A 24010-nucleotide genomic window follows, 5' to 3' on the forward strand; every position below is an offset into this window, starting at 1 on the left:
AGATTGCGTTGGCCTTGTCGCCGACGATCAAGCCTACCTCCGTGCGACAAGGTGCGGCACTATATCCAAGAGGGTTGGCGGAGCGCGTCGGAGCAGGCGCGCGACCGGCCCATCGGCGCTCAGTCCATCCGCGCGCCGGAGGCCTTCACCGCCTTCTCCCAGCGCGGGGTTTCCGTGGCGAGGAAGCGCGCGAAGTCGTCGCTGCCCAGGAAGGCCGGGTCGGCGCCCTGGCTCACCATTCGTTCGCGCACCTCGGGGTTGTTGAGCACCTGCTTGAAGGCGTCGCTGAGCTTGGCGACCACGTCCTTGGGCGTGTCCTTCGGCGCGAGGAAGCCGTAGAAGCCCACCACCTCGAAGCCCTTGACGCCCGATTCGATGACGGTCGGGATGTCGGGCAGGGCGGGGTTGCGCTCGCGGCTGGTCACGGCCAGGGCGCGCACCTTGCCCTGCTTGTGGTAGCTGGCGGCCTGCGGGATCGATTCGGCCATGAACTGCACCTGCCCGCCCATCAGGTCGGTGAAGGCCGGCGCGCTGCCGCGGTAGGGGATGTGCACCATGAAGATGCCGGTGGCGGTCTTGAACATCTCCGGCACCAGGTGGCTGATGCCGCCGTTGCCGGCCGAGCCGTAGTTGACCTGGCCGGGCCGCGCCTTGGCGTAGTCGATGAACTGCTTCAGGTTCTGCACCGGCAGCCTGGGCGTGACCAGCAGCGCCAGCGGCTGCATGGCGGTGCGCGCGATGGGCACGAAGTCGCGCTGCGTGTTGTAGGGCAGCTTGCTGTAGAGCGCGCCGTTGATCACCGCCACGCCGGTGTTGGCCAGCATCAGCGTGTAGCCGTCGGCCGGGCTCTTGGCGACCGCGTCGGCACCCACCGAGCCGCCCGCGCCGGGCTTGTAGTCGACGATCAGCGGCTGGCCCAGCACGGCCTGCAGCTTGTCAGTCAGCAGGCGCGCATGCTGGTCGAGCGGGCCGCCGGCCGGAAAGCCGATGACGATCTTGATCGGCTTGTCGGGGAAGGCGGCCATCGCCGCGGTGGCGCCAAGGCCGAGGGAAAGGACTGCGAGCGCGGTCCGCAGGGGCTTGTTCATGATCCGTCTCCTGTTTTTGTGAGGAGACGATCATAGGCAGCCCGCTCAGCCGGCCAGCGTGGCCTTCAGCGTGATCTCGGGCACGCTTGCCAGCGCCTTCGACAGCGGACAGCCGGCCTTGGCGGCGGCCGCGATCTGCTGGAACTTCGCCTCGTCGAGGTTGGGCACGCTGGCGTCGAGTTCGAGCGCGATGCGGTCGATCTTGAAGCCGTCGCCGTCCTTGGCCAGCCGTACGGCCGCGCGGGTGTCGATCTTGGTGGCGGCCAGGCCTTCCCGCTCCAGCGCGAAGGCGAAGGCCATCGTGAAGCAGGCGGCGTGCGCGGCGCCGACGATCTCCTCGGGGTTGGTGCCGCGCTTGTCGTCCTCGAAGCGGCTGGCGAAGCCGTAGGGGTAGTCCTTGAGGGCGCCGGTCTCGGTGCTGACCAGGCCCTTGCCGGTCTTGCCGGCGCCTTCCCAGTGAACGCTCGCGTGCTTTTCTGCTGCCATGGAAGCTCCTTCGTTTGGGTGGTGGATGGGAGGGGAAAGGAGAAGAGCCTGCAGGTATCGCGCGGAAGGCGGCGCCTGTCTGTAGTCGCAGAGCGCATCCGGCAGGGCCGGGGCATGTGAGAAAAAATGGCGTCACCTAGGCGACGCCCCCGGGGGCTTCCCCGATGCGAGCGGTGGACGTGGCGGCTTAGGCTGGCGGACAACCATCTTCCCCCTCCTGCTCCCGCCCGTGACCACCATGGAACAACGCCCGCATTACAAGTTCTGGCCCAAGCGCCTTCCGCACTCGATCACCGTTCCCGCCACCTCGCTCTGGCACAACCTGGCCACCTCCGCCGCGCGCTACCCCGACAAGCCCGCGCTGGTGTTCTTCGGCCGGGTGACCAGCTACCGCGAGTTCGCCGCCCAGGTCGACCGGCTGGCCGGCACGCTGCATGCGCTGGGCGTGAAGCGCGGCGACCGCGTGATCCTGGACATGCAGAACTGCCCGCAGCTGGTGATCGCGCATTTCGCGATCCTGCGCGCCAATGCGGTGGTGGTGCCGGTCAACCCGATGAACCGGGCCGAGGAGCTCAAGCACTACATCACCGACCCCGACGCCAAGGTGGCGATCATCACCGGCGACCTGGCGCCCGAACTGGCGAAGGCCAGCAACGCGCTGCCGCCGGAGCAGCGGCTGGACCACATGATCGTGACCCAGTTCACCGACGCCTTCGACGCCGACGCCTCGGGCGACGACGCCCCGGCACCCGCATGGAAGGAGTGGCTCACCACCCGCCATCCGCTGCCCGCTCTGGAAGGCGGCAAGGTCATTGCCTGGACTGACGCGCTCGAGGCCGGCCACCCGCCGCCCGAGCACGTGGTGGGCGCCAACGACATGGCGCTGCTGCCCTACACCAGCGGCACCACCGGCCTGCCCAAGGGCTGCATCCACAACCATTCCAGCCTGATGCACAACGCCGTCGCGGGCCAGATGTGGGGCGGCTCGACCTCCGAGACGGTGGTGCTGGCCGTGGTGCCGATGTTCCACATCACCGGCGTGGTGAGCATGATGCACACCGCCATCCTCGCGGCGGCCACGCTGATCATCATGCCGCGCTGGGACCGCGACGTGGCCGGCCGGCTCATCTCGCGCTGGAAGGTCACGGCCTGGACCAACATCCCGACCATGGTCATCGACCTGATGGCCAGCCCCAACTTCAAGGACTACGACCTGTCGAGCATGACCTACATCGGCGGTGGCGGCGCCGCGATGCCGCAGGCCGTGGCGCAGCGCCTCTTCGAGCAGTACGGCCTGAAGTACCAGGAGGGCTACGGCCTCACCGAGACTGCCGCGCCCTCGCACACCAACCCGCTGGACAACCCTAAGCAGCAGTGCCTGGGCATCCCGTTCATGAGCACCGACGCCCGCGTGGTCGACCCCGACACGCTCAAGGAAATGCCCATCGGCGAATCGGGCGAAATCATCATCCACGGGCCAGAGGTGTTCCAGGGCTACTGGAAGCGCCCCGATGCCACTGCGGCAGCTTTCGTCGAATTCGAGGGCAAGCGTTTCTTCCGCTCGGGCGACATGGGCCGCATGGACGAGGATGGCTACTTCTTCATCACCGACCGCCTGAAACGCATGATCAACGCGAGCGGCTTCAAGGTGTGGCCGGCCGAGGTCGAGCTGCTGATGTTCCGCCACCCGGCCATCCAGGAAGCCTGCGTGATCTCGACCAGGGACGACTACCGCGGCGAATCCGTCAAGGCCGTGGTGGTGCTGCGCCCCACCCACAAGGACACCACCGAGCAGCAGATCATCGACTGGTGCCGCGAGAACATGGCCGTCTACAAGATCCCGCGCAAGGTGCAGTTCGTCGACGCGCTGCCCAAGAGCGGTAGCGGGAAGGTGATGTGGCGGCTGCTGCAGGAGGATGAGAACGCGGGGAAGTGAGCTGCAGCCGGGGGCGCGCTACTCCTTGCGCCCCATCGACTTCAACAATCTCCCGGCTTCTTTCTTCCCATCGGGCGTAACCGAAGCCGCCAGCGTCGCCTTCGTCAGGTAGTCGACGACCTTGCGGTGGTTCTTGTGCGGGCCTTCCCAGAGGAAGAGGCGGCCCAGCTCCAGCGCTGCGTCGCCGTCGCCCTGTGCGTAGGCGCGCTCGAACCAGTAGCGGGCCCAGCGGAAATTGCCTTCGTCGCGGTAGCAGATGGCCAGGTTGGCGCAGCCCGCAATGTCGCCTGCCTTGGCCGCCTTGCGATACCAGAGTCGGGCGGCGGCGCTGTCCTGCTTCACGCCGATGCCGTGGTCGAGGAAGTAGCCGACGCTGTTGAGCGCGTGCGTCTCGCCGGCGGCAGCGGCCTTGAGGAACAGCGACAGCGCCTTCTTGTGCGCGCCGGCGTCCCATGCGTCGTTGGCCGCGAAAAACCAGTCGTCCCGGGTGGGTTCCTGCATGTGCGGGTCTCCTTCGAAGCGCCGTTCAGGGAAGAACGCAAGAAAGAAAAAAACTGTGTCCCGATCTTTTCCGGCGTGCGCATCACTTAGCCTCGACCGGACCGGCCATTCTGCCAATCTCCTGGTCCTTCCGGCTTTTTCATGCACTTTCGCGCGCTGCCTTCCAGTCTTCTTGCTCTCGCTCTTCTTGCCTTTCCCCTTCTCTCCCAGGCCGCGCCGCGCAACTGCCTCGTCGTCGGCATCAGCGACGGCGACACGCTCACCGCCCGCTGCGGGCGCATCGGCGCCTACGAGCGCGTGAAGGTGCGCATCGCAGCCATCGACGCGCCCGAGAAGGCCCAGCCCTACGGCCAGCGCAGCAGGCAGGCGCTCGGCGGCATCTGCTTCGGCGAGCAGGCGCTCATCACCGAGGTCGATACCGACCGCTACGGCCGCACCGTGGCCGACGTGAGCTGCAACGGCGAGGACGCCGGCAGCCGCATGGTCTCCGAGGGCTGGGCCTGGGTGTACGACTACAAACGCCTCGCCACCAAGCGCGGCGGCGGCTTGTTCAAGCTCCAGGAGCGCGCTCAGGCGCGCCGCGCCGGCCTCTGGGCCGACCCGAAGCCGACGCCGCCATGGGAATGGCGCAAGCACCAGCGCGACGAACAGGCACGGCCGCACTGGGGCGGCGGCCATTGGGGAAACCTTTTCTGAGCCTGCCGGTGCCTGGAGCCCAGGTTACCAATGTCACGGCAAATTCACGGGATCTCCGGAGCATGGCGGGTTCCCACAATCCCCCGCGACAACAACATGGCCAAAGACTTCGCCCGCATGGAGGACTCCAATCCCTCCACCAACCCCACGATCCATGAAGTTTCCGACCCGGCCCGGCGCGTGTTCGTGCGCGGCGGCATGGCGGCGGCGGTGGCCGGGCTCTTCGGCCCGCTGGCGGCCGGCACGCTGGCCGGATGCGCCACCACTGGCGGCAGCGGCAATGTGAGCGGCCTGGGCCGCGCCATCGGCTTCAAGAGCGTGCCCATGGCAGCCGTCGACACCGTGGTCGTGCCCGAGGGCTACAGCACCCAGGTTCTCTACCGCTGGGGCGACCCGACCGGCATCGCGGGCGCCATGCCCGCCTTCAAGACCGACGGTTCCAACACCGCCGAAGAGCAGGCGCTGCAGGCCGGCATGCATCACGACGGCATGGCCTTCTTCCCGATCGAAGGCTCCAACCGCGGACTGCTGGTGCTGAACCACGAATACGTCGACGATGGCCTGCTTCACCCCGACGGCATGAAGACCTGGACGCCCGAGAAGGTGCGCAAGTCGATGAACGCGCACGGCGTGTCGGTCATCGAGCTGCAGCGCGACGGCGCCGGCAAGTGGACCCAGCTCGCGCCATCGCGCTTCGCGCGCCGCATCACCGCGCTCACCCCGATGACGCTCACCGGCCCCGCCGCCGGCCACGCGATGCTGCGCACCGCCGCCGACCCCTCGGGCACGCAGGTGCTGGGCACCTTCAACAATTGCTCCAACGGCCACACGCCGTGGGGTACCTACCTCACCTGCGAAGAGAACTTCGCCGACTACTTCGAGGGCACTGATACGCCCGACGCCCACCAGAAGCGCTGGGGCATCAAGAAAGGCAACGGCGCCAAGTACCGCTGGCACGAACACGAGGCGCGCTTCGACGTGTCGAAGCACCCGAACGAGTCGAACCGCTACGGCTGGGTGGTCGAGATCGACCCGCAGGACCCCGCCTCCACGCCGCGCAAGCGCACCGCCATGGGCCGCGCCGCGCACGAGGGCGCAGCCACCGCGCTCACCAACGACGGCCGCGCCGTCGTCTACATGGGCGAGGACTCGCGCTTCGAATACATCTACAAGTTCGTGAGCCGCGACGCGGTCAAGCCCGGCGGCGCGGCCGCCAACCGCGACCTGCTCGACCACGGCACGCTGTACGTGGCGCGCTTCGACGTGGACGGCACCGGCGAATGGCTGCCGCTCACGCAAGGCAAGGGTGGCCTCGTGGCCGAGAAGGGCTTCACGACCCAGGGCGACGTGCTCATCAAGGCGCGCCAGGCCAGCGACCTGCTGGGCGCCACGAAAATGGACCGCCCCGAGTGGACCACGGTGGATCCGCTGACCAAGGAGGTCTACTGCACGCTCACCAACAACAGCAGCCGCGGCGCCTCCGGCCAGCCCTTCATGGACGCGGCCAACCCGCGCTCCAACAACACGATGGGGCAGATCATCCGCTGGAAGGAAAGCGGCGACCTCGACGCCACCAAGTTCACGTGGAACCACCTCGTGCTCGCGGGCGATCCGAAGCAGACGCGCTACGAGGCGCAAGGCAACATCAGGGGCGACACCTTCGGCAGCCCCGACGGCCTGATGGTCGACGCGCGCGGCGTGCTGTGGATCGAGACCGACGTGTCGACCTCCACGCTGGGCAAGGGCGAATACGCCAACCTGCCCAACAACCAGATGCTGGCCTGCGACCCGACCAAGGGCGAGATCCGCCGCTTCCTGCTCGGCCCGGCGGGCTGCGAGATCACCGGCCTCACTGCCACGCCAGACCTGCGCACGCTGTTCATCAACATCCAGCACCCGGGCGAACCGGCCAACGAGCGCAGCGATCCCGACCGCCCGCTCGCCGTGTCGAAGTGGCCCGACGGCGCGGGCCGGCCGCGCTCGGCGACCATCGCCATCACCAAGAACGACGGCGGCGTGATCGGGACTTGAGGCTTGGGGGGCAGGGCGCTACTAGCAGCTGCCCCAGCAACGCAGCCCCGGCACGAACAGGCCCGCGGCGAAGCTGACGGCGCAGAACACCAGCAGGATCAGCGCCGCCATCTTCAGCCCCTCGGCGCTCCAGCGCGGCGCGAAGTTGCTGATGAGGAAGCCCGAGGCGAAGGTGCCTTCGAGCCGCTCGGCGCCGCCCCAGCGCAGCACCCAGAGGCAGAACAGCGCTTCGGCCGCATGCGCCGCGATCCAGATGAAGAGCGAGAGCATGTGGCTGGTTTTCAGGATTCGCTTTTGCCTTGAACGTCGGCCACCACGCGCGCGTTGCGCTGGAAGCTCCAGTAGGCGCTGGCCCAATCCATCATCACGACCACGCGGTTGCGAAAGCCGATCAGGAAGTAGGCGTGCGCGAACAGCCAGAACAGCCATGCGAGCCGGCCGCTGAAGCGCAGCGGGCCGAAAGGCGTGCCCAGGTCGACCACCGCCGAGTTGCGGCCGATGGTCGCAAGGTTGCCGTAGTCGGCATAACGGAACGGCACCGTCGGCTGGCCCGCGATGCGGCGCAGGATGTTGGCGGCCGCCGCGCGCCCCGCCTGCTTGGCGCCGGGCGACACGCCGGGCACCGGCCTGGGCGGCTTGCCGGGCGCGTGGCTCATGGCGGCGGCGAGGTCGCCGACCACGCTGATCTCGGGGTGGCCCGCGAGGCTCAGGTCGGGCTCGACCTTGATGCGGCCTGCGCGGTCGCATTCGACGCCCGTGGCCGCGCCGAGCATGCGGCCCAGCGGCGAAGCCGCCACGCCGGCCGCCCACACCACGCAGCTGCTATCGATTCGGTAGCTGTCGACCGGAGCACCGTCCGCGCCGCCGCCAGTCTGCACTTCGAGCCCGGCGGTGTCGATGGCGGTCACCCGCGCGTTCAGCCGCACTTCGACGCCCAGCTTCTGCAACTGCTCCAGCGCCTTCTGGCTCAGCGACTCGGGCATGGCCTGCAGCACGCGCGGGCCGCCTTCGACCAGCAGCACCTGCGCGCTGGCCGGATCGATGTGGCGGAACTCGCCCGAGAGCGTGTGCTTGGCGATCTCGGCCAGCGTGCCCGCCATCTCGACGCCCGTGGGGCCGGCACCGATCACCACGAAGGTGAGCAGGGCGCGGCGGCGTTCCAGGTCGGCGGTGATCTCGGCGGTCTCGAAGGACAGCAGCACGCGGCGGCGGATCTCGAAGGCATCGGCCAGCGTCTTCAGCCCGGGCGCCACGGTGGACCACTCGTCGTGCCCGAAGTAGCTGTGCGTGGCGCCGGCGGCGACGATCAGGTGGTCGTACGGCACGCGGTCGCCGTTGGCCAGCTGCACCGAGCGCGAGGCCGGATCGATGCCGCTCACCTCGCCCAGCAGCGTCGTGATGTTCTGCTGCTTGCGGAACAGCCCGCGCACCGGCGCCGCGATGGACGGCGCGGCCAGCCCGGCGGTCGCCACCTGGTACAGCAGCGGCTGGAACAGGTGGTGGTTGGTCTTGTCGATCACCGTCACGTCGACATTGGCGTTCTGCAGCTTGCGCGCCGCTTCGAGTCCGCCGAATCCGCAGCCGACGATGACGACTTTGGGCCTGCCCGATGGGTTGGTCGTTTGCATGCGTCGGATGATACGCAGCCCTCCTGCACGCCCCGGCGTCTTGTGCCACAGTGGCTCCCCCTTGTGCTCTTTGCCGAAGTCGCGGCGGCAGGCCTGCGGCGTTTTGTCCTACGTGCTGCCGCGACCCGGATGGGCTACAACTTGCGGCTGACCCGACTGGAGACTCCATGACGCTTTCCCGGCCGACCACTCAGGCGGCGGGCGCCCTGCGCGACAGGTTTCGCGAAGTGCGCGCAGCCAGCCTGACGCTTGCCGCCCCGCTGTCCGCCGAAGACCAGTGCATCCAGTCGATGCCCGATGCCAGCCCCACCAAGTGGCACCTGGCGCACACCACCTGGTTCTTCGAAAGCGTGCTGCTGCAGCCGCACGCCAGCGGCTACCAGCCCTTCGACGCGCGCTTTCTCTATCTCTTCAACTCGTACTACGAGGCGCTCGGCCCGCGCCATCCGCGCCCGCAGCGCGGCCTGCTCACGCGGCCGTCGCTGGACGAGGTGCACGAGTACCGCCGCCATGTCGACGAGGCCGTGGTCGCGCTGCTGGAAGAGGGCGGGCCCGACTGGAGCGTGATCGAGCCCATCGTCACGCTGGGCCTGCACCACGAGCAGCAGCACCAGGAGCTGCTTCTCACCGACATCCTGCATGCGTTCTCCTGCAACCCGATGCTGCCCGCCTACAGGCCCGCCGGCGGCCCCGCGCTTCGCCTTGCCGCGGTGCCGCCCGCGATGCGCTGGATCGAGCAGCACGGTGGCGTGGCCGAGGTGGGGCACGCCGGCACCGGCTTCTCCTTCGACAACGAGACGCCGCGCCACTGTGCGCTGCTGCAGCCTTATGCCATTGCCGACCGACTGGTGAGCTGCGGCGACTTCGCCCAGTTCATCGCCGACGGCGGCTACCAGCGGCCCGACCTGTGGCTGTCCGACGGCTGGGCCGCGGTGCAGGCCAATGGCTGGCGGCATCCGGCCTACTGGCTGGCGCAGGACGATCCGAGGCTGCGTTTTGCCGGTGCCGCCACGGCCCAGGCCGGAGGTGGCTGGCATGTGTTCGGCCTGCACGGCGTGCGGCCGATGGAGGCCGACGCGCCGGTGTCGCAGCTCAGCTTTTATGAAGCCGCCGCCTACGCCGAATGGGCCGGCGCGCGGCTGCCGACCGAGTTCGAATGGGAGGCGGCGCACGATGCGCCCGGCATCTCGCAGATGACCGGACATGTCTGGCAATGGACGCGGTCGTCGTACGACCCGTATCCCGGCTTCAGGCCACTGCCGGGCATCGCCGCCGAATACAACGGCAAGTTCATGGTGGGGCAACTGGTGCTGCGCGGCGGCAGCGTCGCCACGCCGGCCGGGCATGCGCGGCCCAGCTATCGCAACTTCTTCCCGCCGGCGGCGCGCTGGCAGTTCACGGGGCTGCGGCTCGCGAAAGACCTTTGATCATGCGCAATCCAACTTCCTCGTCCTCGCTGTCATCCTTCGTGCCCGCGAAGGCGCGGCAGAAGCCGGCAGCTTCGTCTTCGTCGCGGGCCGATGCAACTGCAGCGCCCCTGTCGGAGTTCGGCCGCGAGATGCAGGCGGGACTGGCGCGTTCGCCGCGCAGCATCTCTCCGAAGTTCTTCTACGACGCGGCAGGCTCGCAGCTGTTCGACCGCATCTGCGAACTGCCCGAGTACTACCCGACGCGTACGGAGCTGCGCATTCTTGGTGAATGCGCTGGCGAGATTGCGGGGCAGATCGGGCCGAATGCGGAGATCGTCGAGTTCGGGGCGGGGTCGCTGACCAAGGTTCGGCTGCTGCTCGATGCGCTGGAGACGCCCAAGCGGTATCTGCCTATCGACATCTCGGGGGAGTATCTGGAGGCGGCCGCGCAGCGGCTGAAGGCGGACTATCCGGAGCTGGTGGTACAGCCTATCGCGGCCGACTACACGATGCCGCTGGTGCTGCCTGCGCCCATGGCTGGTTCAGGTCGACGGGTTGGATTCTTTCCCGGGTCGACGATCGGGAACTTCGAGCCCGATGAGGCGCTGGCTTTTCTGCAGCTGGCTGCGCGAATGTTGCGCGGAGGCGGGCTGCTGATCGGGGTGGATCTGGTGAAAGATCCGGGGCGGTTGCATGCGGCTTACAACGATGCGCAGGGGGTTACGGGGGAGTTCAACCTGAATCTGTTGCGTCGGGCCAATGCTGAGTTGGATGCTGACTTCGACCTCGATGGGTTCTCGCATGCGGCGTTCTACAACGCGCCTCGGCAGCGGATCGAGATGCATCTTGTGAGTCGGCGGGCTCAGAGTGTTTCTTTGAATGGGCAGGTGTTCGGGTTTGAGGAAGGCGAGACTATTCATACGGAGTACTCGCATAAGTTCACTGTTGAGGGGCTTCGGGCGTTGGCTGTGAGGGCTGGGTTTCGGCCTGGGGCGGTTTGGACTGATCCTGAGAGGCTGTTCAGCGTGCACTGGTTGGCTGCTTGAGTCCTTTGGGTTGTTTGCTTCCCGAGGCCGGGACTCGCCCCGGCGGCCGACCTACTTTCTTTTGCTTCGCCAAAAGAAAGTAGGCAAAGAAAAGGCGACCCCACTGTCTGCGACCCCTTCGCTTTGCGAAGGGGCAACCTGCGGTGCTCGCGTTTCGCGGGGTCTCGCAGAACTCGCTTCGCTCAGACAGCTGCGAGCCCTTATCCGCGAAACGCTGCGCTCCTCGGCGCAGCCAGAGGGGAGATGCCCGGGCCATCGCGTTGCTCGGCCCCCAAGGCACAGCAGGCGCTTCGCGCCTGCTGTGCTTGGTATAGGGCGGTCGGCTTGCATGCACTTAGTGCTGCAGAGATCGGTTCCTTAACGTGCATCCCCGGCCGAGCGAAGCAAAGGCCAGTCCAAGGCTGTTCAAAAGCCGAGCGCAGCGATGGCGCGTGTCGATCCCTTCTGGCTGCGCCGAGGAGCGCAGACGTAGGAGGGATCAGGGCCGCAGCTGTTTGAGCGCAACGCAGTGGAGCGAGTTCTGCGGACCCCCTCCGGAGTCGAGCACCGCAGGTTGCCCGTAGCGAAGCGAAGGGACGCAGACAGTAGGGTCGCCTTTCTTTTGCCTACGTTTCTTTGGCGAAGCAAAGAAAAGTAGGTCGGCCGCCGGGCCGAGACCCGGCCCCGGAAAACAAACCCCCAGCAGGGTAGATAACAACCACCAAAAAAGCCAAACCACCAGCAGCGGCACAATAACCCCCGAAAAGCGGCACCCGGCCGCCCCCGGAGACCCCGAAAACCATGAAAGCAACCTGGAACGGCGTAACCATCGCCGAAAGCGACGACACAGTCCTCGTCGAAGGCAACCACTATTTCCCGATGAGTTCGCTCAACCGCGACTTCGTCACCTTCAGCAATCACAAGACCACCTGCCCCTGGAAGGGCACAGCGAACTACTACTCGCTGCTGGTCAACGGCGAACTCAACACCGACGCCGCCTGGTACTACGCCGATCCGAAGCCCGAAGCCGAAGAGATCCGCGACCGCGTCGCGTTCTGGAAGGACGTGAAGGTCAGCGCGCAGTGACCACCGCCGCCTTCACTCCTCCGTTCATTTCGCCGGCCGAGCTGCCCGCCGCGCTGCGCGATCAAGGCTATGCCGTGCTGAGTCCCCAAGGCGTAGCCGAATGGCTCGGTCTCCCGGTCGCGCAGCTCGAAGCGCTGCATGCCGACTGGAACGATCTTCCGCCCGACGACTACCTGAAGGACGGCGGCCGCTATCGCACGCGACGCCATGCCTGCTTCACCGTCGAAGCCGACGAGCAGGCCACGCTCGCCCAGGTGCCGCATCGCGCGCACTGGCAGCCGGTGGAATACAACGCGCTGCATGGCGGCATGCAGCGCTGGTTCGCGCCGATGCTCGACGCCACCATCGCGCAGCCGGTGTGGAAGCGGCTGCTGCAGCAGCTCGGGAAGGCCAGCAGCGAGATGCGCGGTGCGGCGCAGCGCTGGTACGTGGAGGCGCACCAGTTCCGCATCGACACCGCGGGCGGCATCGGTCGCCCCACGCCCGAGGGCGCGCACCGCGATGGCGTGGATCTGGTGGCTGTCGCGCTCGTGGGGCGGCACGGCATCAAGGGCGGAGAGACGCGCGTGTTCGAGGCCAACGGAAGGCGCGGCGAGCGCTTCACGATGACCGAGCCGTGGACGCTTCTGCTGCTCGACGATGCGCGCGTGATCCACGAGTCGACGCCGATCCAGCCGCTCGAAGAGGGCGGCGAGGGCTGGCGCGACACGCTGGTGATCACCTGCCGGGCCGAGGGTTTCCAGGGGGACTGAAGCTGGGCGATCTCGGGGCTTGCCCTTGCTGGCACGAGTCCTACAGCCTGCTCCGCGCAACAACGGTTAAATTCGGGTCCCCGGTCCGGTATGGGCCGAGTCTGTCTGCGAACGAAAGCGAGGTCCCGCCATGTTCAATCACATCCTGGTTCCGATCGACGGCTCCGAAACTTCCATGCTCGCCGTCAGCAAGGCCAGCGGCCTCGCGCTGGCCTTCGGTAGCCGCATCACGCTGATCCACGTGATCGACAACTACCCTTTCATCGGCGTGGGCGCGGACTACGCGCTCGGCCAGAACGAATACCTCGCGGCGGCCACTGCCAGTGCCAATGCCGCCCTCGCACGCGGTGTGGCGGCGCTCGCGGCGGAAGGCCTTCACAGCGACCAACGCGTGATCGATGGCCACGTGGTGCACGAAGGCATCGTCGACACGGCCATCGCCATCGCGGCAGACCTGATCGTGATGGGCTCGCACGGCCGCAGCGGTATCGAGAAACTGCTGCTGGGCAGCGTGACGCAGCGTGTGCTCCAGGACGCGAACATGCCCGTGCTGGTGGTGAAGGGCGGCTGAGCAGCCAGGGGCCCAGCCCGTCACGTCCAATCAGGCGGCCGGTTGAAGAAAAGGCTCTGCTGCGTCACCGGGTGCACGAATCCCAGTTCGCTCGCATGCAGCAGCAGGCGCGCCGCACGCGCCTGCAGTGCGGCGTCGCCGTACAGCGCATCTCCCAGGATCGGATGTCCGATCGACAGCAGATGCACGCGCAGCTGATGCGAACGGCCCGTCAGGGGCTCCAGCAGCACATGTGTGGCGGCGGGCTCGCCGGGCAGCACTGACAGCGCCTTCCATCGCGTGAGGCTGGGCTTGCCCTCCGGATCGATCTTCTGCAGCGGGCGGCGCGGCCAGTCGGCCATCAGCGGCGCGTCGATCAGCGACCACTCCTTGCGCAGCGGCATCGCGCCATCGACGATGGCTTCGTAGCGCTTGTGCACCTCGCGGTCGGCGAAGGCCGCGCTCAGCGCGCGCTGCATCTCGATGCCGCGCGCCATCAGCACCAGGCCGCTGGTGGCCATGTCGAGCCGGTGCACGATCAGCGCGTCGGGCCACTGCCGCATGGCGCGGGCGCTCAGGCAGTCCTGCTTGTCCTCGCCGCGGCCGGGCACACAGAGCAGGCCCGCAGGCTTGTCGAGTACCAGCAGGTACGGGTCTTCGTGAACGGGTTGCAGTGGCGGCGGGGCGGTCATGGAAGCCGCAGAGTGTAGACAGCGGGGCGCCGGGCCCCTTGCCCAGGCTCACGCCCCGCTCATCCGGCCTCGGCTATCCTCGGACGAATGTCCGGCCCCGCCCAAGCCTCCGCTTCCTCTTCCCCCGACGCCCAAGCCACATCGACGGCCGCAGCGATTTCTCCCCCCAGCTTCTCCGACCTGACGCGCGAACGCCCCTTCATGCAGATGTGGACGGCGCGCCTCTTCGGCACGGCCGCCTCGCAGATGTTGCTGGTGGCCATCGGCTGGCACATGTACGAGCTCACCGGCAGCGCCTGGGACCTGGGTCTGGTCGGCCTCTACCAGTTCGTGCCCGCGCTGCTGCTGGCGCTGCTGGCCGGGCACATCGTCGACCGTCACCATCGCGGGCGCATCGTGGCGGCCTGCTTCGCGGTGCAGGGGCTGGTGGCACTGGTGCTGCTGCTGGCGGTGCTCGAGAAGCACGACACGCGCGGCCTGCTGCTGGGCCTTTCTCTGGTGCTGGGCGCGGTGCGGGCCTTCCAGATGCCGGCGCAGCAGGCGCTGACGCCGCTGCTGGTGCCGCCGACCATGCTGTCTCGCGCGATGGCCTTCAGCTCGGCGGGCATGCAGGGCGCGATCATCGGGGGGCCTGCCCTTGGCGGCCTGCTGTTCGTGGCGGGCATGGCGGTGGTGTATGGCGCCAGCGTGGCCTTCTTCGGTGTCGCCTGCGCGCTGGTGCTGCGTCTGCGTTATGCCTACACGCCGGCCGCGCGCGAGCCGGTGACGCTGTCCACGGTGTTCGCGGGCGTCGATTTCATCTGGAAGCGCAAGCCCGTGCTCGGCGCCGTCTCGCTCGACCTGTTCGCGGTGCTGCTGGGCGGCGCGGTGGCGCTGCTGCCGATCTATGCCAAGGACATCCTGCACACCGGTCCCTGGGGCCTGGGCCTGCTGCGCAGCGCACCGGCGGTGGGCGCGCTGGTGATGTCCATCGCGCTCACGCGCCGGCCGGTGGAGCGCCACATCGGGCGCACGCTGCTGCTGGCCATCGGGCTCTTCGGGCTGTGCATGGTGGTGTTCGGCATTTCGAAGAGCTTCGTCGTCTCGCTGATCGCGCTGGCGGTCTCGGGCGGTGCCGACATGGTCAACGTGGTGATCCGCCAGACACTGGTGCAGCTGGAAACGCCCGACGCCATGCGCGGGCGGGTGAGCGCGGTCAACTCGATCTTCATCGGCGCGAGCAACCAGCTCGGCGAGTTCGAGTCGGGCGCCACGGCGGCGCTGCTGGGGCCGGTCGGCTCGGTGGTAGTGGGCGGCGTGGGCACCATGCTGGTCGCGCTGACCTGGTTCAAGCTGTTTCCGTCGCTGGCGCAGCGCGACCGGCTGGTGGTGGCGGCGCCTTCGGTCAGGCCGCCGGCCGCCTAGTCGGCAAACAGGGAGCGCGCGCCCGGCACTTCGAGCGTGACGTCGCCCAGCGCCTGTGCCACGCAGGGCAGGATCCAGCCCTCGGCCTTTTCTTCGGCGCTCAGGCCTGGCCATTCGATGATGTGGCGGGTTTCGCCCGCGAGCCGCAGGCAGATGCAGGTGCGGCAGGTGCCGTTGCGGCACGAGCTCGGCAGCTCGATGCCGGCGGCCTCGGCGGCCTTCAACAGGGTGGTTTCGGCGTCGGTCTCGAAGTCGAGGCCCGAAGGCTCGATCCGGACCTTCATGGTTGCTGCTGCTGTTGCTGGTGCTGCTCGCGGCGTTGCTCGCGCAGCATGAAGAGATACAGGCTCTCGACCTTCTCGCGCGCCCACGGCGTCTTGCGCAGGAACTTGAGGCTGGAGCTCACGCTCGGGTCGAGCGTGAAGCAGCGGATGGGAACGAGCTCGCTCAGGCGCTCCCACCCGTAGTGGCCGGCCAGCGCCGTGACGATGGCCTCCAGCGTGACCCCGTGCAGCGGATTGCGAGGCTGGGGCCTGGGGGCGGGCGCTGGCGCTTCGCTCATCACTTGTTCTTGAGCTTGCCGCGGGGGATCACTTCGGTCGTGATGGTGCGGACCGGCTCGATGCCGCCAGTGCTCACAGGCTTGGGCGGCGAGGTGTCCTTCTTCGGCTTCTTCGCTTCCTTGTTGCTGCGTTGCTGACCCTTGGCCATGTCGGTTTCTCCTGTAGTTGCGACGTATGCGGCCAGCAGTTTAGCGGTGCGGCGACAATAGCCGGTTCCATCCGATTTCCCGCATCCATGTCAGATTACGAAGTTCGCCCCGCGACCCTGCGCGACGCCAAGGCCGTCGCAGAAATCCACGCACTCTCCGTCAAGGCCGCCTACGAAGGCATCCTTCCCGAGGAAGAACTGCGCGCGCTGGCCCCGGCCTCGCGCGAAGCCAAGTGGCGCGAGGCCATCGAATACAGCGAACCCCAGGTGCACGTGGTGGTGCAAGGCAGCGAGGTCGTCGGCTTCGTGGGCTTCGACCGCTCGCGCGACCCCAAGACGCCGCCGACCACCGGCGAGATCTGGGCCATCTACGTCAAGCCCGAGCACTGGGGCAAGGGCGCCGGCGTGGCCCTGTGGGACGCCGCCCGCGAAGGCCTGGAGGAAGAGGGCTGCACCACGGTCACCATCTGGGTGCCCATTCGCAACGACCGCGCCATGCGCTTCCACGAGCTCGCAGGCTTCAAGCGCGAGATGAAGACCGCCAAGACCACCGCCATCGGCACCGTGCGCATCGAGGAAATCCGCCTCAAGCGCAACGTGGCCTGAGCCGGCGACCGCCACATGGACGCCGCCGGCAGCAGTTCTTCCTCCCTCGGCCATGCCGCGCGCGTGCGCTCGCACCAGCGCCGCACGGCCACCGTGCAGTGGATCCGCCGCACCCACGGCTGGTTCGGCCTGTGGGGCGCGGTGCTGGGGCTGCTGTTCGGCTTCAGCGGCATCTGGCTCAACCATCGCAACGTGCTGAAGCTGCCGCAGGCCCAGGAGCGCAGCCGTGCCCAGCTGGCGCTGCCCGATCCGGTGCCGGAAACGCCCGAGGCCATGAGCCGCTGGCTGCAGGAGGCGCTGCGCATGAGCGGCCCGCCGAATTCCAGCCGCGTCGAGGCTGCCAAGCCCGTCGCATGGGCCGACAAGAGCGACAAGACGGCTCCCGCGCTGACGCAGCCGGCGCACTGGATCTTCAACTTCGGCGGCCCCAACGAGATCGTCCAGGCCGAATACTGGCAAGGCAACCGCTCGGTGGGCGTGACCACCACGCGCAACGGCTTCGTCGCCACGCTCACCAACATGCACAAGGGCGGCGCCATGCCGCTGCCCTGGATCCTGCTGGTCGATACGCTGGCCGGCAGCCTGATCTTCCTGTCGATCTCGGGCGTGGTGCTGTGGATGCTCACGCACCGGCGCCGCCGCGTCGGCCTGGCGCTCTTCGGCGCCTCGCTCGCGGCCATGCTGGCCATTGCGCTGAGCGCGCTCTGAGGGCCCGGGAGGCGCCGGCGTACGGGTATTGCGGGGGCGCAACCCGGCTGCGGATAAGCTCGCCGCTTCCTTTTCAGCCCGAATCCTGCCCATGGCCTCCAGCCTGCTCCTGCTGCTCGACGACATCGCGACCGTTCTCGACGACGTATCGGTCCTCACCAAAGTAGCCGCCAAGAAGACGGCCGGCGTCCTGGGCGACGACCTCGCGCTCAACGCGCAGCAGGTCACCGGCGTGAAGGCCGAGCGCGAGATCCCGGTGGTGTGGGCCGTGTGCAAGGGCTCCTTCGTCAACAAGGCCATCCTCGTGCCGGCCGCCCTGGCCATCGGCACCTGGCTGCCCTGGCTGGTGACGCCGCTGCTGATGATCGGCGGCGCTTTCCTCTGTTTCGAAGGCGCGGAAAAACTGGCGCACAAGTTCCTGCACAAGGACGAACACGACACCGACACGCAGCGCCACGAGAAGGCCATGGCCGATGCCTCGATCGACGTGGTCGCGATGGAAAAGGACAAGATCAAGGGCGCGGTGCGCACCGACTTCATCCTCTCGGCGGAGATCATCGCCATCACGCTGGGCACCGTGCAGGGCCAGCCCTTCACCACCCAGCTGAGCGTGCTGGTGGGCATCGCGCTCATCATGACCATCGGCGTCTACGGCCTGGTGGCCGGCATCGTGAAGCTGGACGACGCGGGCCTCTACCTGAGCCGGCGCGCGAGCGCGGGCGCCCAGGCCCTGGGCCGGGGCATCCTGGCAGCGGCGCCGTGGCTCATGAAGGCGCTGTCGGTGGCCGGCACGGCCGCGATGTTCCTCGTGGGCGGCGGCATCCTGGTGCACGGCGTACCGGCGCTGGGCCATGCAGTCGAGGACTGGGCCAAGGCCACTGGCGGCGTGTTCGGCACGCTGGGCTCCATGGGCGTGAATGCCGGCGTGGGCCTGGTGGCCGGCGCCATCGTGCTGGGCGCGGTGGAGCTGGTCGGCAAGATGCGGGGCAAGAAGGCCTGACGCGGTCCGGCTGCCGGTTGTTGGTGTGAGGGGCTGTTGAGCTTCGGCGGATGGCCGCTGCTGCACCGAGGGGCGTTCTGTGGCCTTCGCCAACTGCGTAACTGCGTAACTGCGTAACTGCGTAACTGCGTAACTGCGTAACTGCGTAACTGCGTATTGCAGTTGCGTTGCGCCTCATCTGACCTGTTCCGAGCCTTGCAGATGCGGCTGCGGGCCCATTCGCGAAACTAGCGGGGCCTGACCCGGAGCCCGCGCTACCTACTTCGTGAGCGCGAAGAACTGCGGCCCGTTGGCTCCGGCTGGTCGCGCGGTTTGCAGAGCGAGCGCGCCGGTGGTCCGGTCGATCGTGAAGATCGAGATCGTGTTGTCGCCTTGGTTCGCCGTGTAGGCGAACCGGCCTGTGCGATCCACGGTCACGGAGTTGGGCGTGTTGCCTCCGACGGAGAACGGTTGGCCCGGTACCGCTGTCAGCGCGCCGGTTCGTGGGTTGATGGCGTAGGCCGAGACGTCGTGGGAGTTCCGGTTCGCAACGTACACGAAGCGTCCGGTCGGATCGATGGCCATGCCGAAGGGCGTGTTGCCGGAGGGCACCGAGCCGATCGAAGTCAACGCGCCCGTGGTCTGGTCGATGGAATAAGCGAGCAGGGTGCCGGGGTTGTTGCCGGTGCTCACGTAGGCGAAACGCCCGCTGGGTTCGGCCGCGACGTCGACGAAGCCGCCGACCGGCAGCGCGACCGGCACGGGTGGCGAGATCGGAACGCCGGTGCCCTGGTCCAGGCGGAACACCTCGACGGACGCACCGTTGGGCACGAACGCGAATCGCCCGTCGGGATCGAAACCCAGCTTGCGGCTGTTGCCGCCGGCCACGGCCACGGCCGTGCTGCCGTCGAGGTCGCCGGTGGTGGCGTCGATATTGAGCCGATGGATCTGCCCGTCGCCGATCACGTAGGCAAAACGCCCCTTGGGTTCGACGCCGACAAAAACCGGGCTCGTGCCGACGCCGGTGGTGATATTGAGGTCTTGCGACAGCGTGCCGGCGGGATCGATGGTGTATTGGGTGACGCCTTTGGTACCGACGTAGATGCTGGCGTAGAGCTTTTTCCCCGAGGGATGCACTGTCACGTGCTGGGGGGTGCCTGCCAGGGAGTACGCAGCGGGAGTGGCTGCCGACAAACTGCCATCCGCAGAAACGGTGTATGCAGTCAGATTATTCGATCGCTCGTTGGCCGCAAAGCCGAAACGATCGGCTCCGGCCTCCGAGCAATTGACCCTCACCGAGTTCACTGCCGCCCCCGCCACCGTCCCGAAGGCCTGTTTCGCAACGCAGACCTGCAGCGCCGTGGGCTGCGTCTTCACGGTCACGCCGTAGTCGGCACCGTCGTCCAGCGAAGTGGCGAAGCTGAAGCTGCCATCGGCGCCTATGGCCAGGTCGTCGCCCGCGTTGTTCTGCAGCACCAGCCCGCTGCCTGCCAGGCCAGTGACGGTGCCGCCGACGGCGAACTTCGGTGCGCCCGGGGGCGGTGCAGGAGGAGGCGGTGCGTCGCCTCCGCCGCCGTTGGCCGCAGGAAATGGCGTGAAGGAGAAGCCGCCGCCTCCGCCCCCGCCGCACGATGCAAGCATCAAGGGCACGGCGATGGCCAGGGCGAGGCTCAGGTGGGTGCGAGGGGGCAGCGGCGGCATTTTTTTCTTTGGGAAACAAATGTGGCCGCGATGTTATCGGGACACGCTTCCATTTGCACGCCCCGCGACTGGCCGCCGTCCGCATGCCCGATGGCCGTGCCTATGAACAGCATCCGCTGCCGCGCCGGATGTCAGCAGGCCATACCGGCTGACGGCAACCAGTCCGGGGCTGCCGTCCGTCGCCTGGCGTGGAACGACCGCTTGAATCCGCCGCCGGATGCCGCTGTGGGCCAACTGGATCATGATGCAGGCCTTGGTCGTTTGCCGAGCCCATTTGCCGAGCTCATTTGCCATGAAAAAAATTCGCCACCTTCTCGTTCTTTTCACTGCGGCCGCGTGCACCCACACCGGCGCTCAAACCGCGAGAGCCACCCCGCGCGGTTCCAGCGACTTCCCGAGCCCCGCCGCGTCGCATGGCTCCGTTTCCGAATCGAATGCCGCCGTGTTCAAGGCTTGCGCCAACGCCCCGATAGCGAATGGGACGTGCCCGCTCGATGCGGTCTTCGGCCTCTTCAAGCTGGCGCCGAACAACGACGTGCTGGATTTCAAGGCTTCGAACACCGTCCCCCGGACGATCAACCAGAACTACGGCTGGATCCTGAAGCTCAACCGGAAGACCGGCAAGGTCCGCGTTCTCGAACGCATGACATTGCCGGAAACCCCGAAGACATGGGGCACCGGCGGCCAGCCTTACGGCATGTCGGCGGACCGCAAGACTCTTTCGCTGGACGTGACCTTGACCATCCACGACGGCACCATTGCGAAGTCCTGGGATGTGGTCGAGGGCGATCCTCCCGGCCACTACCTGATCACCGCCTACGTCGAAGACTCCGCCCCGGTGCAGTTCGAGTTCGATGTCATCGATCCAAGATGACCAACTGCCGTGGTCCTGTGCGTTGAATGCGGCTGAGCTGTCTTCCCACGGCAGTTCATGATCGTCCACCGGGGCGCGCCGCTTCGTGCCGTTGGCTGCTGCTGCGCCAGCCCGCCGCGCTGCGGATTTTTCCCTACTCGCGCTTCCTGCCCAGCTTCACCAGCTCGACCACGATCAGCGCGATGCCCAGCACCAATGCGAACCAGCCCACCAGATAGGCCCCCGCCACCATCTCGAACCAGCGCGTGCCCTGCAGGAAGCGCGGCGCCAGCAGGACGGCGATGCCGATCACCAGGCAGAGGATGCCGCGTTCGAGGGTGCGGAGAGGGCGGGATGGTCTTGTCATGCGAGCGGGAGTGTACCGGCGGGATATCAGTAGCTGACGTTCAGGCTGACGCCGGAATAGCCGATGTATCCGTAGATCGCGATGTAGAAGTCACCAGGTGGCGGATTGCTGATGTTCGCTATCTCGTTGCTGCCATTGACGTAGGGACGAATGTCCCAGGCCGTTGCACTCGGCAGACCGCCAAAGCGGATGTACATATCTCCATCACCGCCAGCTGGCCCGGTCATGCTGACGTTCATTTGCGCAATGCCGGGTGGCACCGTGATCTTGAAGTATTTCCAACTGCCAGTGCTGCCGGCAAGCCCTTGCGCTGGCTGGCCATTGGCCAAGGCGGTGATCGCAGGCTGGGTGTCAAGCTTGTACGACCGCATCTTCACGTCATAGTCACTGACAGGTTGGTTCGCTGCTGTCCATGCGATGGTGAAGTTGCCTGCTTTGTCGATTGCAGAGTTCGCATAGAACACGTTGGCGAAACCAGGATCCACCTGGAACTCGTTGCCGATGGGAGTGCCATCGCTCATGAATTGCCTGGCGTAGAGGATGTATCCCGTTGCTGGAGGTGTCGCCTGCATTCTCCAGGTTGCTACGAAGCTGCCATCTTCGGTCATGCTCACATGGGCCTGAGGACTTGACTGCTGCGTTGTCTGATTCAGCCGGATGGGCGATCCAACGGCGTAGCCCGACGCATTAAATCGCAGCACGTAGGAATCCCAGGTGAGTCCGTCCTGGGTGGAGTTCCATGCGATGACGAAAGAACCTTGCGGGCTTGTGGCGAGTACCCCACCGTCTCGTGCCCCTGGCAACGTCGAAGGAATGATCGTTGGCGAGGTGATCGGCTGCGCTTGACTGTTGAAGCGCTGCATGTAGAGCGCCAAGTTGTTGCTCGAGGAATTGTTCACCACAATCCAGGACACCGTGATGTTTCCGGCCGCATCACTGACCATGGTGTTGACGCTCACGGTGTTTGCTATGGGAGCCAAGACCTGGGTTTCGTTGCCCAGAGGAATGCCCGCAGCCGTGAAACGCCTGAGCGCAAGCGCCGAAGTTTGGTTGACGGAGGTCGAATAAAAAATCGAGAGATTGCCATCCGCGTCCATGCTAGTCAGGGCAGCACTCGCATTGAGATGAGGTCTGAATGAGCTTGTTCGAATGTTCCCGTTGCGGTCGTAGAGCGTGATGTTCGCGTTTGCGCTCGTGACGGTGAAGTTCCCCACGCGGTCCGTGGAGATGCCATATGAATAAACCGGCACCGCCATCTTTGTCGGCGAAAGTACCCCGGCAGAACTGATGCGTTGTACATAGCCGGTCGCGGCGGGATAGTCCATCCAGTGCAAGAGCTTTTCGCCGTTCCCGCTCGCAACCAGGCTGGAGAGCCCGGCTATGGCCTGATTTCCCGGAAGGCTTGTATTGACAACGCTGGGGTTGTCGATGGGGCCTGCATTCGCAAGCCCTCCCAGACAAGACAGAACACAGACCGCCACCGTCAAGAGACGTTTCAATGAAGCTAACAACATGAATTCCCTCTTCCTATATTTCGATTTTTAGTCTTCGATTAACGGCTCGAAGAAAAGCCGATTCATTTGTGCGCGGCAGCCCCGATCTCGTCTCGTTAGTGTGTCGTGGCGCCGCGCATGGCTGCCGGGTGGCCCTGCAGCGAAAGGGACTTCCCCGTCGGTACCAGCGTATCCCCGTCCAGCCGCAGGATCGTGACATCCTGGTCGATGAAGTTGCCCACGTACAGATACCTGCCATCGGCGCTCCACACCGCACCCTCCGGCAGCCCGCGCACCACCACCTCGTTGGCGCGCGTGACCTTCTTGCCGTCGATCTTCAGCAGCACCACCGAGCCGTTGCGGTTGTAGAAGTAGGCGTTCTTCGCCGCGTTGCTGCCGCGCAGGATCACCGCCACCGCATGCTTGCCGGTCGGGCTCACGGCCAGGCCCTCGGGGCCGTCGCCGACGACCACCTTGTCGACCACGCGCGGCGGCGCGGCTTCCATGTCGATCACGCTGACCGTGTCGACCTGTCCGTCGGAGGCGCCCGAGTTGCCGTTGTCGGCGGTCAGCGCGAGCTTGCCGTCGGGCGTCACGTCGACGTTGTAGGGCCACAGGCCTGCGGCGAGGTCGACCTTGTTGTAGCTGACCTTCTCGCCGTTCACGTCGAGCAGCGCGATCTTGTGGCTCGGGAACTTGGCCGCCAGCGCACGCTTGCCGTCGGGCGTGAAGCGCACGTGCGCCACCGAGTCGCCCATGGCCACGGTGTCGACCAGCGTCACCTTCTTGCCCGAGATGCGCAGCACGCTCACCGAGTTGTCGGCGCGGTTGGCCACCAGCGCCAGGTCGCCCGCGCGGTTGATCGACAGGCCCGAGGGCTGCCTGCCCACCTGCAGCGTGTCGAGCAGCCTGGGCGGCGTGGTGGTCAGGTCGATCACGAAGAGCCGGTTGTCGGGCACCTGCTTGCGCGCGCCGTTGTCCTCGACCACGTTGAGCGAGTTGGCGACCAGCGCCAGCGTCTCGCCGGGCGTGATCGCGAGGTTGGTCGGCGGACCGGCGATGGTGTTGTCCAGCTGCAGCGTGCCGAGCACCTTGGGCGCCAGCGGATCGGTGCCGATGTCCAGCACCTGCACCGTGTCGCGCCCCATCGGGCCGAGGATCACTGCGCCGGCGTCGTTCCACGACTGCTTCTCGTCGTTCGCCACCAGCATCAGCTGGCGCTGGGGCAGCGTTGGGGTGAGGTTCGTGCAGCCCGCGACGAGCGCAAGGGCCGCGGCCGCGAGCGCGGTGGAACGCAACTTCATGGGT

26 protein-coding genes are annotated in these 24010 nt (G+C 67.0%); 13 read left to right on the top strand and 13 right to left on the bottom strand.

What is annotated here, in order from left to right:
- Positions 1-119: 119 nt before the first annotated feature.
- A complete protein-coding gene (locus EJP67_RS23615) occupies positions 120-1088 on the bottom strand; it encodes a Bug family tripartite tricarboxylate transporter substrate binding protein (RefSeq protein WP_126024157.1) in 969 nt (322 codons plus the stop codon).
- A gap of 45 nt (positions 1089-1133) precedes the next feature.
- Positions 1134-1574, bottom strand: coding sequence for an OsmC family protein (locus EJP67_RS23620; RefSeq protein WP_019654928.1), 441 nt, complete (start codon positions 1572-1574; stop codon positions 1134-1136).
- Positions 1575-1812: 238 nt separating this feature from the next.
- On the opposite strand from EJP67_RS23620, the gene EJP67_RS23625 reads away from it, so the two are divergent.
- Positions 1813-3510, top strand: coding sequence for a long-chain fatty acid--CoA ligase (locus tag EJP67_RS23625; RefSeq protein WP_126024275.1), 1698 nt, complete (start codon positions 1813-1815; stop codon positions 3508-3510).
- Between the two features lie 18 nt (positions 3511-3528).
- Here the strand turns inward: EJP67_RS23625 and EJP67_RS23630 are convergent, their stop codons facing one another.
- The gene (locus tag EJP67_RS23630) at positions 3529-4011 is read right to left on the bottom strand and encodes a tetratricopeptide repeat protein (RefSeq protein ID WP_126024158.1); all 483 of its coding nucleotides are present in this window, start codon (positions 4009-4011) and stop codon (positions 3529-3531) included.
- Positions 4012-4152: 141 nt separating this feature from the next.
- Here EJP67_RS23630 and EJP67_RS23635 point away from each other — a divergent pair, with 141 nt between their 5' ends.
- Together EJP67_RS23635 and EJP67_RS23640 are read left to right on the top strand one after the other, a co-directional pair.
- Entirely contained in the window at positions 4153-4707 is a 555-nt protein-coding gene (locus EJP67_RS23635) for a thermonuclease family protein (RefSeq protein ID WP_126024159.1), read from the top strand.
- Between the two features lie 96 nt (positions 4708-4803).
- Positions 4804-6738: a PhoX family protein gene (locus tag EJP67_RS23640; RefSeq protein WP_126024160.1), complete on the top strand. Its 1935-nt coding sequence runs from the start codon at positions 4804-4806 to the stop codon at positions 6736-6738.
- Between the two features lie 21 nt (positions 6739-6759).
- Here EJP67_RS23640 and EJP67_RS23645 read toward each other — a convergent pair whose 3' ends face one another.
- Both EJP67_RS23645 and EJP67_RS23650 read right to left on the bottom strand, forming a co-directional pair.
- Positions 6760-7008: a hypothetical protein gene (locus EJP67_RS23645; RefSeq protein WP_126024161.1), complete on the bottom strand. Its 249-nt coding sequence runs from the start codon at positions 7006-7008 to the stop codon at positions 6760-6762.
- An 11-nt stretch (positions 7009-7019) separates the two neighbouring features.
- Positions 7020-8366 carry an NAD(P)/FAD-dependent oxidoreductase gene (locus EJP67_RS23650; protein ID WP_126024162.1) on the bottom strand — a complete coding sequence of 449 codons (1347 nt, stop codon included), beginning with the start codon at positions 8364-8366 and terminating at the stop codon, positions 7020-7022.
- A 167-nt stretch (positions 8367-8533) separates the two neighbouring features.
- Between EJP67_RS23650 and egtB the strand changes: the two genes are divergently transcribed.
- The 5 genes from egtB (at position 8534) to EJP67_RS23680 (ending at position 13209) form a co-directional block, all read left to right on the top strand.
- On the top strand, positions 8534-9793 hold the full coding sequence (egtB, locus tag EJP67_RS23655) for an ergothioneine biosynthesis protein EgtB (RefSeq protein ID WP_126024163.1): 1260 nt from the start codon (positions 8534-8536) through the stop codon (positions 9791-9793).
- Between the two features lie 131 nt (positions 9794-9924).
- A complete protein-coding gene (egtD, locus tag EJP67_RS23660) occupies positions 9925-10821 on the top strand; it encodes an L-histidine N(alpha)-methyltransferase (protein WP_240650767.1) in 897 nt (298 codons plus the stop codon).
- A 780-nt stretch (positions 10822-11601) separates the two neighbouring features.
- Positions 11602-11886 (top strand): DUF427 domain-containing protein, encoded by a 285-nt coding sequence (locus tag EJP67_RS23670; RefSeq protein WP_126024165.1) that lies wholly within the window; start codon positions 11602-11604, stop codon positions 11884-11886.
- Entirely contained in the window at positions 11883-12638 is a 756-nt protein-coding gene (locus EJP67_RS23675) for a 2OG-Fe dioxygenase family protein (RefSeq protein ID WP_126024166.1), read from the top strand. The genes EJP67_RS23670 and EJP67_RS23675 overlap by 4 nt, the downstream gene beginning before the upstream one ends.
- A 130-nt stretch (positions 12639-12768) precedes the next feature.
- Complete coding sequence (locus EJP67_RS23680; protein WP_007833935.1) at positions 12769-13209, top strand: universal stress protein; 441 nt, start codon at positions 12769-12771, stop codon at positions 13207-13209.
- 20 nt (positions 13210-13229) lie between these two features.
- Here EJP67_RS23680 and EJP67_RS23685 read toward each other — a convergent pair whose 3' ends face one another.
- Positions 13230-13880 carry an RluA family pseudouridine synthase gene (locus EJP67_RS23685; protein ID WP_126024167.1) on the bottom strand — a complete coding sequence of 217 codons (651 nt, stop codon included), beginning with the start codon at positions 13878-13880 and terminating at the stop codon, positions 13230-13232.
- Between the two features lie 87 nt (positions 13881-13967).
- Here EJP67_RS23685 and EJP67_RS23690 point away from each other — a divergent pair, with 87 nt between their 5' ends.
- Positions 13968-15284, top strand: coding sequence for an MFS transporter (locus EJP67_RS23690; protein WP_240650758.1), 1317 nt, complete (start codon positions 13968-13970; stop codon positions 15282-15284).
- Here the strand turns inward: EJP67_RS23690 and EJP67_RS23695 are convergent.
- The 3 genes from EJP67_RS23695 to EJP67_RS33685 are packed head-to-tail and all read right to left on the bottom strand — an operon-like array spanning position 15281 to position 15995.
- Positions 15281-15568, bottom strand: a complete 288-nt coding sequence (locus EJP67_RS23695) for a 2Fe-2S iron-sulfur cluster-binding protein (protein ID WP_126024168.1) — start codon at positions 15566-15568, stop codon at positions 15281-15283. The genes EJP67_RS23690 and EJP67_RS23695 overlap by 4 nt on opposite strands.
- Positions 15565-15846 carry a VF530 family protein gene (locus EJP67_RS23700; RefSeq protein WP_126024169.1) on the bottom strand — a complete coding sequence of 94 codons (282 nt, stop codon included), beginning with the start codon at positions 15844-15846 and terminating at the stop codon, positions 15565-15567. Before EJP67_RS23700 ends, EJP67_RS23695 begins: the two co-directional genes overlap by 4 nt.
- On the bottom strand, positions 15846-15995 hold the full coding sequence (locus EJP67_RS33685; RefSeq protein ID WP_165909684.1) for a hypothetical protein: 150 nt from the start codon (positions 15993-15995) through the stop codon (positions 15846-15848). The genes EJP67_RS23700 and EJP67_RS33685 overlap by 1 nt, the downstream gene beginning before the upstream one ends.
- Before the next feature lie 87 nt (positions 15996-16082).
- Between EJP67_RS33685 and EJP67_RS23705 the strand changes: the two genes are divergently transcribed.
- From EJP67_RS23705 to EJP67_RS23715, 3 genes are all read left to right on the top strand, one after another.
- Positions 16083-16601: a GNAT family N-acetyltransferase gene (locus EJP67_RS23705; RefSeq protein ID WP_126024170.1), complete on the top strand. Its 519-nt coding sequence runs from the start codon at positions 16083-16085 to the stop codon at positions 16599-16601.
- A 15-nt stretch (positions 16602-16616) separates the two neighbouring features.
- The gene (locus tag EJP67_RS23710) at positions 16617-17309 is read left to right on the top strand and encodes a PepSY-associated TM helix domain-containing protein (protein WP_126024171.1); all 693 of its coding nucleotides are present in this window, start codon (positions 16617-16619) and stop codon (positions 17307-17309) included.
- 91 nt (positions 17310-17400) lie between these two features.
- Complete coding sequence (locus EJP67_RS23715) at positions 17401-18309, top strand: DUF808 domain-containing protein (RefSeq protein ID WP_126024172.1); 909 nt, start codon at positions 17401-17403, stop codon at positions 18307-18309.
- A 258-nt stretch (positions 18310-18567) separates the two neighbouring features.
- Here the strand turns inward: EJP67_RS23715 and EJP67_RS23720 are convergent, their stop codons facing one another.
- Positions 18568-19989 (bottom strand): lactonase family protein, encoded by a 1422-nt coding sequence (locus EJP67_RS23720; RefSeq protein ID WP_126024173.1) that lies wholly within the window; start codon positions 19987-19989, stop codon positions 18568-18570.
- A 292-nt stretch (positions 19990-20281) separates the two neighbouring features.
- Between EJP67_RS23720 and EJP67_RS23725 the strand changes: the two genes are divergently transcribed.
- Entirely contained in the window at positions 20282-20863 is a 582-nt protein-coding gene (locus EJP67_RS23725; protein ID WP_126024174.1) for a hypothetical protein, read from the top strand.
- A gap of 133 nt (positions 20864-20996) precedes the next feature.
- Here EJP67_RS23725 and EJP67_RS23730 read toward each other — a convergent pair whose 3' ends face one another.
- From EJP67_RS23730 to EJP67_RS23740, 3 genes are all read right to left on the bottom strand, one after another.
- A complete protein-coding gene (locus EJP67_RS23730) occupies positions 20997-21209 on the bottom strand; it encodes a hypothetical protein (protein ID WP_126024175.1) in 213 nt (70 codons plus the stop codon).
- Between the two features lie 26 nt (positions 21210-21235).
- Complete coding sequence (locus EJP67_RS23735) at positions 21236-22723, bottom strand: PPC domain-containing protein (protein WP_126024176.1); 1488 nt, start codon at positions 22721-22723, stop codon at positions 21236-21238.
- Between the two features lie 95 nt (positions 22724-22818).
- A complete protein-coding gene (locus tag EJP67_RS23740) occupies positions 22819-24006 on the bottom strand; it encodes a YncE family protein (RefSeq protein ID WP_126024177.1) in 1188 nt (395 codons plus the stop codon).
- Positions 24007-24010: the final 4 nt, after the last annotated feature.

It is taken from the genome of Variovorax guangxiensis (assembly GCF_003952165.1).
Taxonomy (GTDB): domain Bacteria; phylum Pseudomonadota; class Gammaproteobacteria; order Burkholderiales; family Burkholderiaceae_C; genus Variovorax; species Variovorax guangxiensis.